12 protein-coding genes are annotated in these 15,359 nt (G+C 67.6%); 7 read left to right on the forward strand and 5 right to left on the reverse strand.

Annotation, left to right across the window (positions count from 1 at the left end; all coding sequences use genetic code 11):
- Positions 1-13 precede the first annotated feature (13 nt).
- Together AAFN88_RS09465 and AAFN88_RS09470 are read right to left on the reverse strand one after the other, a co-directional pair.
- Positions 14-3,346: an efflux RND transporter permease subunit gene (locus AAFN88_RS09465; RefSeq protein ID WP_347520043.1), complete on the reverse strand. Its 3,333-nt coding sequence runs from the start codon at positions 3,344-3,346 to the stop codon at positions 14-16.
- Positions 3,346-4,509, reverse strand: coding sequence for an efflux RND transporter periplasmic adaptor subunit (locus AAFN88_RS09470; protein ID WP_347520044.1), 1,164 nt, complete (start codon positions 4,507-4,509; stop codon positions 3,346-3,348). Before AAFN88_RS09470 ends, AAFN88_RS09465 begins: the two co-directional genes overlap by 1 nt.
- Before the next feature lie 289 nt (positions 4,510-4,798).
- On the opposite strand from AAFN88_RS09470, the gene AAFN88_RS09475 reads away from it, so the two are divergent.
- From AAFN88_RS09475 to AAFN88_RS09505, 7 genes are all read left to right on the forward strand, one after another.
- Positions 4,799-5,734 carry a histone deacetylase family protein gene (locus tag AAFN88_RS09475; RefSeq protein WP_347520045.1) on the forward strand — a complete coding sequence of 312 codons (936 nt, stop codon included), beginning with the start codon at positions 4,799-4,801 and terminating at the stop codon, positions 5,732-5,734.
- A gap of 196 nt (positions 5,735-5,930) precedes the next feature.
- Positions 5,931-6,182: an exodeoxyribonuclease VII small subunit gene (locus AAFN88_RS09480; protein ID WP_347520046.1), complete on the forward strand. Its 252-nt coding sequence runs from the start codon at positions 5,931-5,933 to the stop codon at positions 6,180-6,182.
- Positions 6,172-7,101 (forward strand): polyprenyl synthetase family protein, encoded by a 930-nt coding sequence (locus tag AAFN88_RS09485; RefSeq protein ID WP_347520047.1) that lies wholly within the window; start codon positions 6,172-6,174, stop codon positions 7,099-7,101. The genes AAFN88_RS09480 and AAFN88_RS09485 overlap by 11 nt, the downstream gene beginning before the upstream one ends.
- Before the next feature lie 152 nt (positions 7,102-7,253).
- Positions 7,254-9,149, forward strand: a complete 1,896-nt coding sequence (gene dxs / locus AAFN88_RS09490; RefSeq protein ID WP_347520048.1) for a 1-deoxy-D-xylulose-5-phosphate synthase — start codon at positions 7,254-7,256, stop codon at positions 9,147-9,149.
- A gap of 98 nt (positions 9,150-9,247) precedes the next feature.
- Positions 9,248-10,675 carry an MATE family efflux transporter gene (locus tag AAFN88_RS09495; protein ID WP_347520049.1) on the forward strand — a complete coding sequence of 476 codons (1,428 nt, stop codon included), beginning with the start codon at positions 9,248-9,250 and terminating at the stop codon, positions 10,673-10,675.
- 25 nt (positions 10,676-10,700) lie between these two features.
- On the forward strand, positions 10,701-11,465 hold the full coding sequence (locus AAFN88_RS09500) for a TlyA family RNA methyltransferase (protein ID WP_347520050.1): 765 nt from the start codon (positions 10,701-10,703) through the stop codon (positions 11,463-11,465).
- A 147-nt stretch (positions 11,466-11,612) separates the two neighbouring features.
- Positions 11,613-12,236, forward strand: a complete 624-nt coding sequence (locus tag AAFN88_RS09505) for a class I SAM-dependent methyltransferase (RefSeq protein WP_347520051.1) — start codon at positions 11,613-11,615, stop codon at positions 12,234-12,236.
- Between the two features lie 16 nt (positions 12,237-12,252).
- Here the strand turns inward: AAFN88_RS09505 and AAFN88_RS09510 are convergent, their stop codons facing one another.
- Genes AAFN88_RS09510 through AAFN88_RS09520 form a run of 3 tightly spaced genes read right to left on the reverse strand, consistent with a single transcriptional unit; the run spans position 12,253 to position 15,321 of the window.
- On the reverse strand, positions 12,253-13,284 hold the full coding sequence (locus tag AAFN88_RS09510; protein WP_347520052.1) for a histone deacetylase family protein: 1,032 nt from the start codon (positions 13,282-13,284) through the stop codon (positions 12,253-12,255).
- Positions 13,281-14,204, reverse strand: a complete 924-nt coding sequence (locus AAFN88_RS09515) for a nitrilase-related carbon-nitrogen hydrolase (protein ID WP_347520053.1) — start codon at positions 14,202-14,204, stop codon at positions 13,281-13,283. Before AAFN88_RS09515 ends, AAFN88_RS09510 begins: the two co-directional genes overlap by 4 nt.
- 58 nt (positions 14,205-14,262) lie before the next feature.
- Entirely contained in the window at positions 14,263-15,321 is a 1,059-nt protein-coding gene (locus AAFN88_RS09520; protein WP_347520054.1) for an extracellular solute-binding protein, read from the reverse strand.
- Positions 15,322-15,359 lie beyond the last annotated feature (38 nt).

The raw sequence follows: 15,359 nt of genomic DNA on the forward strand, positions 1-15,359 counted from the left end.
CTAGGACCGCCGGCTATTCGCCGAGGGCTGGCTGGGTTCCGCGGCCGCCGGGCGGCTGCGCGGGGGCCGCGACAGCTTCCCGCCCTTCCAGCAGGCTGACCAGCAGCGACAGCATCGGCGGGATGATCAGCAAGGTCAGCGCCGCCGAGAGCGCCAGACCGCCGATCACCACGGAGCCGAGGCCGCGGTAAAGCTCCGAGCCCGCGCCGGGGAAGAACACCAGCGGGAGCATGCCGACGACCGAGGTCAGGGTCGACATGAAGATCGGCCGGATGCGGTTGCGCGTCGCCTCGACGATCGCCGGTCCCGCGGCCATGCCCTCTTCGCGCAGGTGATAGAGAGTCTGATGCACCAGAAGGATGGCGTTGTTGACGACGATGCCGATCAGGATGACGAAGCCCAGCAGCGTCAGCATGTCCAGCGGCTGATAGGCGTAGAGGTTCAGCACCGCCAGGCCGGCGACGCCGCCGGCGGTGGCCAGGGGGACCGACAGCAGGATGATCAGCGGATAGAAGAAGCTCTCGAAAAGCACCGCCATGACCAGATAGACGATGGCGATCGCGATGGCGAGTTGCAGCACCATGGCGTTCCAGGTCTGCGTCAACTTGTCGGCGGTGCCGGAGATGCTGAATTTTACCCCCGGCGGCAGGCCCGCCTGCTCCATCGGCGCCATGACCTGGTCGCGCAGAATCTCCAGCGCGGCTTCCAGGGGGATGCCCGGCGCCGGCCGGATCTCCAGGGTGATGGTGCGGGCGCGCTCGTGGTGGCGCACCTCTGTGGGGCCGGAGGTCAGGACCACCTCGGCCAGCGAGGAGGCGGGCAGGATGTCGCCGCTGGAGGTCACCACCGGCAGATTTGAAATCCCTTGAGTTTCCGCGACGTTGGCTTCCGGCCCCTGCAGCATGAGGTCCAGGCGGTCGTTGCCGACCGTCACCTCCAGCACGCGCAGGCCGTCGTTGAAGGTATCGATGGCTTCGCCGAACTGGCGGGCGCTGACGCCGTTGTCGGCGAGACGCAGACGGTCGGGGAACAGCCGAACCTCCGGCGCGCCCAGTTCCAGGCCGGGGTTGGGCCGTAGCTGGTTGCCCGTCTCGCGGGGGAGGATTTGCGCGATGCGTCCCACCGCCTGCTGGGCCACCTGCAGGATCGGCTCCAGGTGCTGGCCGGAGATGTTGAGATCGATCTTGCGCCCCGAGCCGATGCCGCGCCCGAAGATGGAGGGCTGGTTGATGAAGCCGAAGGTGCCGGGCTCGCTGAACACCGGGCCCTCCAGCAAGGGAATGACCTCCGCCGCGCGCTGCGGCTCCGCCGAGGTGGCGCCGATGAAGGTATTGGCGTTGAAGGCGACGAAGAAGAAGCGGTCCATCTTCGGCGGTGGCCGTTCCCCGGCGCCGGCGCCGAAGCCCGCGAGCAGGCCGCCGACGGCGTCCCGCGCAGCCTGCAGCAGCTCGCCGGGCAGGGCGCCGATCCGCTCCCCCAGAGGCCTCTCGTCTTTCGCGGCCTCTTCGAGGGAGGTTTCTTCCTCGGTCCAGTGCTCCCGGGTCGCCGTCTCGACGCCCTCGGCGATGCTCACCATGGTGTCGAGGTTATAGCCGGGCGGCGGGATGATGATGCCGAAGACCAGGTTGCGGTTGCCTTCGGGCAGATACTCCAGCTTGGGCAGGTAGTGCCAGCTTCCGTAGAGCGCCACCGTGGTGACCGCAGCAACGGTGCCCAGGGCGGCGAGGCGGCTGCGCACCACGAGTTGTGTGAAGCCGACCACCGTGGCGACGAAGCCCCTGGCGAGCTGGTCGACGACCGGCAGCCGCAGGCGCGTGACGCTGTGATCGGAGCGCGATTTGCCGTTGCCGAGCAGGCGGCTGGACAAGGCGGGCAGCACGGTGATGGAGACCAGCAGGGACAGCAGCACCGAGACGGAGATTGCCACCGCGATGTCGCGGAACAACTGGCCTACCTCCAACTGCATGACCAGGATCGGGATGAAGACCATGACCGTGGTGAGCGCCGAGACCAGCACCGCGCCCCAGACCTGCTTGGCGCCCAGATAGGCGGCCTCGCGCACCGGACGGCCTTGCTCGCGCAGGCGGTAGATGTTCTCCAGCACGACGATGGCGGCGTCGACCACCATGCCGACGGCGAAGGCGATGCCGGCAAGGGAAATGACGTTGATCGAGCGTCCCAGCGCGGCCATGGCCACGAAGGCGCCGATCACCGAGACGGGGATGGCCAGGGAGATCACCAGGGTGGCGCGGAAGGAGCGCAGGAAGAGCAGCAGGATGATGGCCGCCAGGGTGCCGCCGACCCAGATGTTCTGCTGCACCAGGTCGATGGCGGAATCGATGTAGACTGTCTCGTCGTAGACTTGGCGCAGCTTCAGTCCGGCGGCGGGGATGGGGCCTTCGTTCAGCTCCGTGATCGCGGCGCGGATGCCTTTCATGGTCTCGATGACGTTGGCTCCGGTCTCGCGGATGGCGTTCATGGCCAGGGCGGCGTCGCCGCGCATGCGAATGGCGGCGCGCGCCTCCTTGTAGCCGAAGCGTACCTCGGCGATGTCGCCGATCAGGACTCGTGCCAGACGGCCGCTGGCGGCGTCCTCGTCGCTGCGCACCACGACGGAGCGTACTGCCTCGACGGTGTTGAGCTCGCCCTCGGTGCGGACCACATAGCGGCGCTTGCCTTCGTCGACGTCGCCGGCGCTGAAGGAGGCGTTGGCGCGGCGCAGGGAGTCCACGACCTCGCTGACCGTCAGGCGGTAGCGGGCCAGAACCTGGGGGTCGACGGTCACCCGGATCTCCCGCTCCGTGCCGCCGTAGACGTTGATCCGGCTGACTCCGGGGACGCGCTCCAGGCGCTCCTGAATCACGTCCTCGGCGAAATCGCCGTATTCGCTGATCGGCCGTTCGTTGCCGGGCTCGCGCGTCAGAATGAACCAGGCGATGGCGTTGTCCTCGGCGCCGGCGGTGTCCAGCGTCGGCTCGTCGGCCTCGCTGGGGTAGCCGTTGACCCGGTCCAGGCGGTTGGAAACCAGCAGCAGCGCCCGGTCCATGTTGGTGCCGACGGCGAACTCCAGAGTGACGCGGCTGCGCCCGCGCTCGGAGCGCGAGGTGATCTCCTCCAGTCCCTCGATGCCCTTCAGCTCTTCTTCTTGACGGTTGGTGATCTCGCGCTCGACCTCGGCCGGCGCCGCGCCGGCCCATTCCGTGGTGACGGTGATGACCGGGCTGTTGATGTCGGGGGCAAGCTGGATGGGGATGGTCTGCAGGGCCACCAGGCCGAACATCACCACCATCAGCACGGCGGCGATGACGGCGATGGGACGTTCGATGGCTGTCTTGATGAGGTTCATCAAGACGCCTCTTCGATCTTCACCGGCGTTCCCGGTTGCAGCCGTTCGTTGCCCCGCACCACCACCAACTCGCCGACGGCTAGCCCGTCGAGCACCTCGTAGCGGCTGCCTACCGCTTCGCCGAGCACGATGCTGCGCGGCTGCGCCATACCGTCGACGACGACGAAGACGACGGTGTCGTTCGGCCGCTTGATGATGGCGTCCTTGTGAACCGAGACGATCTCCCGCGGTGCGCCGATCGGCACCTGAACGGTGACCGATTGCTCATTGGCCAGCGGGCCGGTGGCGGCCTGTCCCTGCGCGCCGAAGTCCGGCAGGAAGCGCACGGCGCGGGTGCGCGTCAGGGGGTTTTCGTTGGGGATGACGGCGCGCACCGCGGCCTGGAATTTGGTGCCGTTGTCCAGGGTGACGTCGACATGCGTGCCGGCCGAAAGGCCGAGCAGCCGGTTGGAGGGCACGTCGGCCTCCACCTCCAGGCTCCGGTCGGCGATCATGTACACCAGTTCGTCGCCGGCCGAGGCGTAGGAGCCGGCTTCGCTGAGACGCCGGGTGACGACGCCGTCGTAGGGCGCCGTGATCTGGGTATATTCCAGGTCGATTTCCTCCAGGCGCAACTGGGCGCGCGCCGAGGTCACGGAGGATTCGGCCTCGCGGGCCCCGGCCTCGGCGATGACGACTTCCTGCAGGGCGTCCTCGAAGCGGGCCTGGCTGAAAGCGGCCGACTTTTTCAGCCCTTCCAGGCGCTTCAGTTCCTGCTGGGCCAAGGTGATCTGGGCCTGTTTGGTCTTCAGTTCGGCGCGCGCCACCGCCAGGCCCGCGGCGGCGAGGTCGCGCTCGGCCCGCTTGGTGGCGTCGTCGAGCACGGCGATGACGTCGCCGGCGGTGACACGGTCGCCCACCTCGACGCGGAATTCCAGGATCGGCCCGCTGATGCGCGCCGCGACGGAGCCCGCCTGGCGGGCCACCAGCCGGCCGATCACCGGCACGGTCTGGCTCAAGGGTTCGCTGCGCACGGCGTCGACGCGGACCCGCGCGACATCCTGCTGGGCGGCGGCGGGGCCGCTGCCCAGCCAAAGGGCGGTCAGGGCCAGAAGAATGGCCGCCGACGGCGCAATGCCGTCAACTGCCGAGCGGCGTTTTGCCGTTCGTACGTACGCGATCAATTTCGCTCTCCACTGGCCCTTGGGTCGCGGAGGGGCGTCCTGCCGCCGTCCGCACTGGAAAAATCAGCTATTTCCCACAATTGGCGTGAGTTAGGAGGTGAGTCAATGCCGCAGAAGCAGCCTGGGCGGGACTGCTGACAGGGCCCTGAAGGCGCGTCCGCGGGGTGCGTTTCCGCCTTTCGGGGCGCTTCTTCGCGTCCCGGCAGGGAAATTGCTCGGTTAAATTGGCGGGCTTCAGGTTCTATGATTGGGCGAGTCGGACGAATCGAAAGCCCAATTGAGCCACTTTATGACCACTCTTCTCTTCAGTCACAGCGCCTGCGAAGACCACATCCCAGACATCGGGCACCCGGAGAGCCCGGTGCGCCTGAAGGCGATTCGCGAGGCGCTTTCCGCCTCGGAGTTCGACGCGCTGGAGCGGCGCGAGGCGCCGCGGGCCGAGGAAAGCCAGATCGCCCTGGTCCATCCCGGCGACTACGTCGCGAACATCCTGCAGGCGGTTCCAAGCGACGGCGAGGGGGAGCGGGCCCTGGACGCCGACACCATCCTTTCACCGGGCTCCGGCGAAGCGGCGCTGCGCGCGGCCGGCGCCGTTGTGGCCGCCGTCGACGCGGTCATGGCTGGCGAGGCTGACAACGCCTTCTGCGCGGTGCGCCCGCCGGGCCATCATGCCGAGCCGGACCATGCCATGGGCTTCTGCGTCTTCAACAACGTCGCGGTCGGCGCCTTGCATGCGCGTGCGGCGCATGGCCTGCACCGCATCGCGGTGGTGGATTTCGACGTGCACCACGGCAACGGCACCCAGGCGGCGTTCTGGAGCGATCCCGATCTTTTCTATGCCTCGACCCACCAGATGCCGCTTTACCCCGGCACCGGCGCGGCGCGGGAGCGCGGGGTGAACGCCAATATCGTCAACGTGCCGCTGCCGCCCGGCGGTGGTTCGGAAGAATTCCGCCAGGGCATGCGCGACAACATCGTGCCGGCCCTGACGAGCTTCCAACCTGAGTTTCTCTTCATCTCCGCCGGTTTCGACGCCCATGCCGAGGATCCGCTGGCCGGCCTCAACTTCACCGAGGATGACTACGTCTGGGCGACGCAGCAGCTCATGGCCTTGGCGCGCAACTCCTGCGGCGGGCGGCTGGTCTCGGTGCTGGAAGGCGGCTACAACCCCGCCGCCCTGGGGCGCAGCGTGGCTGCCCACGTCCGCACGTTGATGGCGCGGTGAAAGGCCGCGCCGGGGCGCAGACCCCGCCTTATGGGGCAAAGAAGGGGCAAACGGACGGAAAATGGTGTCCCCTGGCTATCTAGGGGCTGTTTTCCCGCCCGCGCTTCCGGCATGGTCGGCGGAGAACCCGCCGCGATTCCGCCGCGGCGCAAGCAGTGAAGGGGGGCGTGGGGCCCCACGGAGTGAGATCGAAAGCATGGCAGACAACGACATTCCCGCCGAAATCCGCAAGATGAGCTTCGAGGAAGCGCTGGACGAGTTGAAGGCGATCGTCGGCAAGTTGGAACAGGGCCAGGGCACGCTGGACAGCGCCATCGGCGACTACGACCGCGGCGCCGCCCTGAAGCGGCACTGCGATGCCAAGCTGCGCGAGGCCCAGGCCAAGATCGAGAAGATCAGCCTGGCCGCCGACGGCAGCGTGAGCAGCGAGGCTCTCGATGTCGAATAGCCAGGCCCGGACCCGGAGCCTGCCGCCGGAGGGCGGCGGCCTGCAGGAGGCGCTGAAGGCGCGGGCCGAGGCCGTCACCGGCTTGCTCGACCGGCTGCTGCCCCCGGCCGCGGGCCCGCGCGGCACGGTCGTCGAAGCCATGCGCTATGCCGCGCTGGGCGGCGGCAAGCGCCTCCGGCCCTTTCTGGTCTGCGAAACGGCCCGGCTCTTCGACGTGCCCGGCGAACAGGCGCTGCGCGCCGGCGCGGCCTTGGAGATGGTGCACTGCTACAGCCTGATCCACGACGATCTGCCGGCCATGGACGACAGCGATCTGCGCCACGGCAAGCCGACGGCGCATCTGGCCTTCGACGAGGCGATCGCCATCCTGGCCGGGGACGGTCTGCTGACCGAGGCTTTCACGGTGCTGTCGGACCCGCGCACCCATGAGAAGGCGGAAGTGCGCTGCGATCTGGTGGCCCGGCTGGCGGCCGCTGCCGGGGCGGCGGGGATGGTCGGCGGACAGATGATCGACATCTCGCCGCAGCGCGGCAGCCTGGACCTGGCGGGGATATCGGAGCTGCAGAGCCTCAAGACCGGGGCATTGATCCGCTTCGCCTGCGAGGCGGGGGCGATCCTCGGCGAGGCGGGGGCCGGCGAGCGGCAGGCCCTGGTCGCCTACGCGGAAGATCTGGGCCTGGCTTTCCAAATCGCCGACGACCTGTTGGACGAAGAGAGCACGCCCGAGGCCCTGGGCAAGCCCACAGGCCAGGATGCGGACCTTGGAAAAGCCACATTCGTCGGCCAGCTTGGCGTTGAAAAGGCGCGAGAAAAAGCCAGGGAGCTGGTTCACTCCGCTTGTGCGCGGCTTGATCTTTTCGGCCAAAAGTCGGACCTTCTAAGGCAGGCGGCGGATTTCGTCGTCTCCCGCCGGTCCTGAGGGGGCGCCACGAGAAGTTCGCGGCGGCAGGGATGCGGGCGCGACGGGGTATTGTTAATATTGTTGCGGTGTGACAACGAGACGCCGGCAAGGCGGCAGGAGTGATTTAAGGCGTGGCACAAATAGGTCATAACAGGCGTCCCACCCCCTTATTGGATCAGGTCAACGAGCCGGCGGATCTGCGTAAGCTGGGTGAAGAGCAACTCCGCGATTTCGCCGAAGAGTTGCGTTCGGAGATGATCGAGGCCGTTTCCTCGACGGGCGGCCACCTGGGCGCCGGCCTGGGCGTCGTGGAGCTGACCACGGCGCTGCACTATGTTTTCGAGACGCCCAAGGACAAGCTGATCTGGGACGTCTCCCATCAGTGCTATCCGCACAAGATCCTGACCGGCCGGCGCGACCGGATGCGCAGCCTGCGCCAGGGCGGCGGCCTCTCCGGCTTCACCAGCCGCAAGGAGAGTGAATACGACCCCTTCGGCGCGGCGCACAGCTCGACCTCGATTTCCGCCGGCCTGGGTTTCTCCGTGGCGCGCGACTTCCGCGGCGAGGACAACGCGGTCATCGCCGTCATCGGCGACGGCTCGATGAGCGCCGGCATGGCCTATGAGGCGATGAACAACGCCGGCGCCATGAACTCGCGCCTCATCGTCATCCTCAACGACAACGACATGTCGATCGCGCCGCCGGTGGGCGCCATGAGCGCCTATCTGTCGCAGCTCATCTCCTCCAAGCCTTTCCTCTCGGTCCGCTCGCTGGGCCGCGAGCTGGCCAAACGCTTCCCGCGGCCCATCGAGATGGCCGCCAAGCGGGCCGAGGAATACGCCCGCGGCCTCTTGACCGGCGGCACGCTGTTCGAGGAACTGGGATTCTTCTACGTCGGCCCCATCGACGGTCACAACCTGGACCACCTGCTGCCGGTGCTGAAGAACGTGCGCGACTCGCACTACGAAGGCCCGGTGCTGATCCACTGCGTCACGCAGAAGGGTAAGGGCTACGAGCCCGCCGAGGCCGCCGCCGACAAGTATCACGGCGTCGCCAAGTTCGACGTGGTCACCGGCAAGCAGGCTAAGGGCACGCCCAAGGCGCCGAGCTATCAGAACGTCTTCGCCGCGGGCCTCATCGCCGAGGCCGAGCACGACGACACCATCGTCGCGGTGACCGCCGCCATGCCCTCGGGCACCGGTCTCAACAAGTTCGCCGAGCGCTTTCCGGAACGCATGTTCGACGTCGGCATCGCCGAGCAGCATGCGGTCACCTTCTGCGCCGGCATGGCCTGCGAGGGTTTCAAGCCTTTCGCGGCGATCTATTCCACCTTCCTGCAGCGCGGCTACGACCAAGTGGTCCACGACGTGGCGATCCAGAGCCTGCCGGTGCGCTTCGCCATCGACCGTGCCGGCATGGTCGGCGCCGACGGCGTCACCCACCAGGGCAGCTACGACCTGACCTATCTGGGTTGCCTGCCGAATTTCGTGATCATGGCGCCCAGCGACGAGGTGGAGCTGATGCACATGGTGGCGACCGCCTGCCAGATCGACGACCGGCCCTCGGCCCTGCGCTATCCGCGCGGCGAGGCGCTGGGCATCGAGATGCCGGCGCGCGGCACGCCGCTGGAAATCGGCAAGGGCCGGATCATCCGCGAAGGCGGCAAAGTGGCGATCCTGTCCCTGGGCACGCGTCTGGCCGACGCCCTGGCGGCGGCTGACGACCTGGCGGCCCGCGGGCTTTCCACCACTGTGGCCGACGCCCGCTTCGCCAAGCCGCTGGACGAAGACCTGGTGCGACGCCTGGCCCGCGAGCATGAGGTGCTGGTGACCGTGGAGGAGGGCGCCATCGGCGGCTTCGCCACCCAGGTCATGCAGTTCCTGGCCTTGGAAGGCGTCTTCGACAAGGGCCTCAAGTTCCGTCCCCTGACTCTGCCCGACCGCTTCATCGACCACGACAAGCCGGAGGTGCAGATCGCCCAGGCGGGCCTGGACCGCGCCGGTATCCTCGCCGCCGTGCTGGGGGCGCTGGGCCAGGACGAGCTGGAGTCGCCCGCCCGCGCGTGACCGCTGGCTGACCGCGGGAAGGATCGAAAGAGCCGCGCATAGCGGCCCTGCGCGCGAAGTGGCTTCTCCCCTTCAGCGAAACCGGTCATATTGCCGCCATGTCCGGAACGCTTCTCCCCAACGCCGCGGCCTTGGCTGCCGATGGCGAGCTTAGTGCTGCTGCATTGTGGCGCCGCGAGATCCTCGCGACGCTGCGGCTGTCTGCGCCGCTGGTCTTCACCCAGTTGGCGATGATCGGCATCAACACCACGGACATCGTGATGATGGGCTGGCTGGGGCCGGAGGAACTGGCCGCCGGCGCTCTGGGCATGAACATCTTCATCCCGCTGTTCCTCTTCGGCCTGGGCATCGCCACGGTGGTCGCGCCTATGACCGCGCAAGCGCTGGGCGGGCGGGACTTCCGCGGTGTGCGCCGCACGGTGCGTCAGGGCTTCTGGCTGACGCTGCTGTTCGGGGCGGTCTTCACCGCGATCATCTTCTATGGCCGCTGGGTCCTGCTGGCCTTCGGGCAGGAGCCGGCCATCGCGCTGCTGGCCCAGGACTACCTGCAGGCCGTCGCCTGGTCGCTGTTGCCCAGCCTGTGGTTCGTGGTGCTGCGCAGTTTCGTCACCGCCCATTCCCGTCCACGCTCGGTGCTGGTCATCACCGTCATCGCGGTGGGCGTCAACGCGGTTTCGAACTACGGCCTGATGTTCGGCAACTTCGGCCTGCCGCGCTGGGGGCTGATGGGTGCGGGCGTCACCAGCTCCATCGTGCAGATCCTCTCGTTCCTGGCGTTGCTCGGCTACGTGCAGTGGGACCGGCGTTTCCGCCGCTATGCCATCTTGCTGCGCTTCTGGCGTCCCGACTGGCCACGCTTCTTCGAGCTGTTCCGCGTCGGCGTGCCTATCGGTCTGACCATCGTCGCCGAGGCCGGGCTGTTCTCCGCCGCCGCCTTCCTCATGGGGCTCATCAGCACCGAGGCGCTGGCCGCCCATGCCATCGCCCTGCAGTGCGCCGCGGTCGCTTTCATGGTGCCGCTGGGCATCGGGCAAGCGGCGGTGGTGCGTGTCGGCCTCGCCGCGGGCGCGCGAGACCACGACGGGGTGACGCGGGCCGGCTGGGCGGCGCTCGTTGCCGGCACCCTCTTCATGACCTGCTCGGCGCTGGTCTTTTGGTTTGCCGGGCACTTCCTGGTCGGCCTCTTCCTCGACCTCTCGACGCCGGAGAACGCGGAGGTCGTGGAATTGGCCGTGGCCTTCCTGGTCATCGCCGCCTTGTTCCAGTTGGTCGACGGGGGCCAGGTCATCGGCGTCCACGCCCTGCGCGGCCTCAGCGATACCAACGTGCCCATGTGGCTGGCCATCGGCGGCTATTGGATCATTGGCTTCGTCGCCTCGGTGGTGCTGGCCTTTCCACTCGGCCTGGGCGGCCGCGGTGTCTGGGTGGGGCTCGCCTGCGGCCTGGCTTTCGTTGCCTCGGCCGTGATCTGGCGCTTCCACCGCCGCCAGCGCTACCTGCCTGACGCAGGCCTCGTCCAGCGATGAGCAAGGCCCCCAGGAGCAAAGTCCCGTGAGCAAGCCGAAGGCCGGCAAGACCCGCGCCGACGTGGCGCTGGTCGAGCGCGGCCTGGTGGAAAGCCGGGCCAAGGCCCAGGCCCTGATCATGGCCGGGAAGGTCTTCGCCGGGGAGCGCAAGCTGGCCAAGGCCGGTGAAGGCGTTGCCGAGGATCAGGCGCTGGAGGTGCGCGGCCAGGACCACCCCTGGGTCAGCCGCGGCGGGCTGAAGCTGGCGCACGCGCTGGGGGCTTTCGGCCTCGACCCGGCGGGGCTGATCTGCCTCGACGTCGGTGCCTCGACCGGCGGCTTCACCGACGTGCTGCTGCAGCACGGCGCGGCCAGGGTCTACGCCGTCGACGTGGGACACGGGCAGTTGGCCTGGAAGCTGCGCAACGATCCCCGCGTCGTGGTGCTGGAGCGCACCAACGCCCGCACCCTGACCCCCGGGCAGGTGCCGGAGCCGGTCGATCTGCTGGTCTGCGATGCCAGCTTCATCGGCCTCGAGGTGCTGCTGCCGGCCCCGCTGGCCCTCACCGCGCCAGAAGCCGCCATGGCGGTGCTGATCAAGCCGCAGTTCGAGGTCGGCAAGGAAAGGGTCGGCAAGGGCGGCGTGGTGCGCGACCCCGCCCTGCATGAAGAGGTCTGCGCGCGTATCGCGGCCTGGGTCGACAGCCAGCCGGGTTGGTCGGTGGAAGGCGTCACCGAAAGCCCGGTCACCGGCCCCGAAGGGAACAAGGAATTCCTGCTGGTGGCGCGCAAGACCGTCCGGCGGTGGTAGACAGCTTGAGGGGGAGGCGGCGTCATGACGCCCGGTTCAAGACGCAGATCCTACGATACGATCGGGGTCAACTATTCCAATCTCAGGAAGCCGGATTCAAGGATCGCGGCGAGGATCGCGACGGCGCTGGGCGCCGCGGACTCCGTCTTGAACGTCGGCGCCGGCGCCGGCTCGTATGAGCCCGCCGGCAGGCGGGTCACCGCAGTCGAGCCCTCGGCGGAAATGATCCGGCAGCGCGCCGGGACTGCCGCTTCGGTCATTCAGGGCCATGCGGAAGGCCTGCCTTTCGGCGACCATTCCTTCGATGCCTCCATGGCGGTCCTGACGGTCCATCATTGGACCGACAAAGGCAAAGGCCTGTCGGAAATGCGCCGCGTGACCAGGGGTTCCGTTGTCCTGCTGACCTTCGATCCCGCGCAACGGGGCGCCTGGCTTACCGACTATTTTCCGGAGCTGGCGGCGCTGGACGACGTGATCATGCCGAGAATGACCGATTACGAGACGTGGCTTGGCCCGGTGGAGATCTCGGCCGTGCCCGTTCCACACGATTGTACCGACGGGTTCCTGTATGCCTACTGGCGGCGCCCCGCCGCCTATCTCGACGTCAAGATTCGGGCCGCCATGTCTTCTTTCTGGACGCTGGAGAACGTGTCCGAGGGGCTGAAAAGACTCGAAGACGACCTGAACTCGGGCGCCTGGGCGCAGCGCTACTCCAAGGTGCTCGACCTGGAAGAGTGCGACGTCGGCTACCGTCTCGTCGTGACGAAATGAGGCGCCCCTAAGGGCTTTAGCGGCGCCCCTCGAACCCCAGCAGCACGTTGACGGCGTTGATGCCGATCTCCGCCACCGCGTAGCCGCCTTCCATGACGAAGAGCGTTGGTTTGCCGAGCGCGGCGATGGTCTCGCCGATGACGAAGTAGTCGTCGGACTTCAGTTTGAACTGCGAGATCGGATCCTTCTCGAAGGTGTCGACGCCCAGCGACACCACCACCACCTCGGGTCCGTGGTGGGCGATCTTCTTGCAGGCATCCTCCAGCGCCGCCCGCCAGACGTCGAAGCCGCTGCCCCAGCGAAGCGGGTAATTGGCGTTGCATCCCTCGCCCGCGCCCGCGCCGGTCTCGTCCTCATAGCCGAGAAAGAAGGGGTACTCCTGCCGGGGATCACCGTGGATCGAGGCGAAGAAGACGTCGGGGCGGTCGTAGAAGATTGCCTGCGTGCCGTTGCCGTGATGATAGTCGACGTCCAGGACTGCGACCCGCCCGGCGCCCGCGTCGATGAAGGACTGGGCGGCGATGGCGGCATTGTTGAGAAAGCAATAGCCGCCGTAGAAGTCGGCCGCGGCGTGGTGGCCTGGCGGCCGGCAGAGCGCGAAGGCCGAGGTCGCGCCCCGGTGCAATTCGTCAGCACCGCTCAATGCCACGTCCGCGGCAGCGGTGGCCGCCTCCCAGGTGCCGGCGGTGATCGGCGTGCCGGCGTCGAAGGAGAAGTAGGAGAGCTTGCCGTCGATGTGTTCCGGCTCGATCTGGCGTAGGCCGCGCACCGGCCAGACCAGAGGCAGGGCGTCGTAGTCGCGGCCCTCGGCGGTCCACAGGTCCCAGGCCTTTTCCAGGAAGCCGACATAGCTGGCGTCATGCACCTTCAGCACCGGGCCCAGGCCGTGCACGCTGGGGCCCGATACCGGGCCCAGGCCGACGGCCTTCACGCGCTCCAGCACCGTTTCGGCCCGCGAAGGCATCTCCACGGCGGGCTCCATCTGGCCGTTGATGAGCTCCAGCTTGGCGTGATGAAGCTTGTGCTTTTCGCTGTAGACGGTCTTCACGGGAGGGGATCCTCGACAAGCGTGACGTGGTCGGCCCGCCAGGCGCCGGGCCAGACTTCGGCGCCGGATGCGCGCAGCCGGCGGATCTCGGCGAAGGGGATGTCGCGGGCGAACACCAGGGGGCCGTCGGCCTCGTGCTCCGCCAGCGGCGGAATGGCTTCCAGCACGCCGTGCATACCGAGGCTGGGCTCGCAGGGCAGGAACAGGGCGCAGGCGCCGACGTTGGTGGGATTGAGTGTCGTGCCGGGGGAACGTCCGATCAACCCGGTCGCGCCCACCGCGCAAATCAGCTCGACCGCACGCGCCTTGGCGCAGCCGAAGACCCTCGAATTGCCCGAGAGCCGGTGGGTCATCGAAGGCACGAGGATGAGGTCCGGGGCCTGCGGTGCCAGCAGGACCGAGAGCGCCGGCATCTCGATGTCGAGGCAGATCAGCGTGGCGATCCTGAGGCCCTCCCACTCGACGATGTGCAGCTCGTTGCCGGGCGTCAGGTTCCAGTAGTCCGGCTCCTGCTCGCCGGGGGTCAGGGAAAGCTTGTCCTGGGCAATGGCGCGGCCGTCGGGCAGAAGCAGCCAGGCGCGGTTGCTGAAGCCGCCCCCCTTCTTGGTGTCCACGCGCCAGGGCATGGTGCCGGCGAGCAGGCCGATGCCGTGGCGGGCGGGCAGGTCGCGCAGCAGTTCCAGCGCGCTCGGGGCCTGCTCGGCCATCCAGGCGATCTCCCTGTCGGAGGCGAGCCCTTCCGGCTTGAAGGACAACCAGGCTTCGGCCGCGTACTCCGGCATGACCAGCAGCTTCGCGCCGCCCGCGGCGGCTTCGGCCATCTTGGATTCCACACGATCGGCCCAGGCGCCGAGACCGCTGATCGGTGTCGAGAGATTGGTGGCCCAGAGAGCCAAGGTAAAGGAGGAGGGGACTGTCATGTACAAACTCTGCGGCGCGGGGGGGGGGCGGGCCGCGGCCCGCCCCCGAGCGGTCGGCTTACTTTTTCAGGCGCGTCCACACTTTGTTGCGCAGCTCGCGGGCGGCCGGCGAGCAGTTCTCGTTCGGCCGCAGTCGGTCGGCGTATTCCTCCGGCATGACCACCGCGGGGTCGGCCTTCAGGGACTCGTCCATAAAGGCGTCGGAGCCGCGGATGGCGTTCATGTAGCCGGTGAAATTGGATGCCACGGCGGCGTTCTCGGGCGCCATCATCCAGTTGATGAAGGTCTTGGCGTTTTCCTTGTTGGGCGCCGAGGCCGGCACGACGAAGTTGTCGTTCCAGAAGGTGATGCCCTCCTTGGGGTAGAGGTAGGCCGCAGTCGGCAGCTTCTCCTTGGTGCGGTGCGAGGCGCCGTTCCACTGCATGTGCGCCAGCACCTCACCGGCGGCCATCCGGTCGATCGTGCCATCGGAGTTGTAGGTGGCGACGAAGGGCTTCTGCTTTTCCAGTACGTCGAGGATCTTCTGCGCGTCCTTGGAATCTTCGGTGCACTTGGAGACGCCGACGTAGTAGGCCGCGGCGTTGTAGACCTCGACCTCGTCGTTCAGCATGGCGATCTGGCCTTTCAGGGCATCTCGCGGCTCGAAAACCTCCTTCCAGGAGTTCTCCAGCTCGCCGACCTTGGCGGCGTCGTAGGTGAAGCCGGTGGTGCCCCACATGTAGGGCGCGGAATACTCGCGCTTTGGATCGGCCGGCAAGTTGTTGTGCGGGGCCACGACGTTGTTGAAGTTCGGCATTGAGCCGGCGTCGATCTTCTCGGCCAGGCCCTCGTCGATCATGATCTTGACCATGTAGGCGGAAGGCACCACCACGTCGTAACCGGAGGCGCCGGCCTGTAGCTTGGCCAGCATGGTCTCGTTGGAATCGTAGACGTCGAGCGTCACCTTGATGCCGGTATCGGCCTCGAATTTCTTCAGCAGGTCCGGCGGGAAGTAGTTCGACCAGTTGTAGAGGAACAACTCGCCTTCGGCCTGGGCGCTGCCCGCGGTGAGCGGCCCCATCGTGAGAGCCAGGGCCGCCGCGCAGGCGACGCTTCCCAAGAGTTTCTTAAATGCCATCTGAGCCTCCAATTATCTTAGCCTTGCGGATTTATCGT

Source organism: Pelagibius sp. CAU 1746 (genome assembly GCF_039839785.1).
Lineage (GTDB): Bacteria > Pseudomonadota > Alphaproteobacteria > Kiloniellales > Kiloniellaceae > Pelagibius.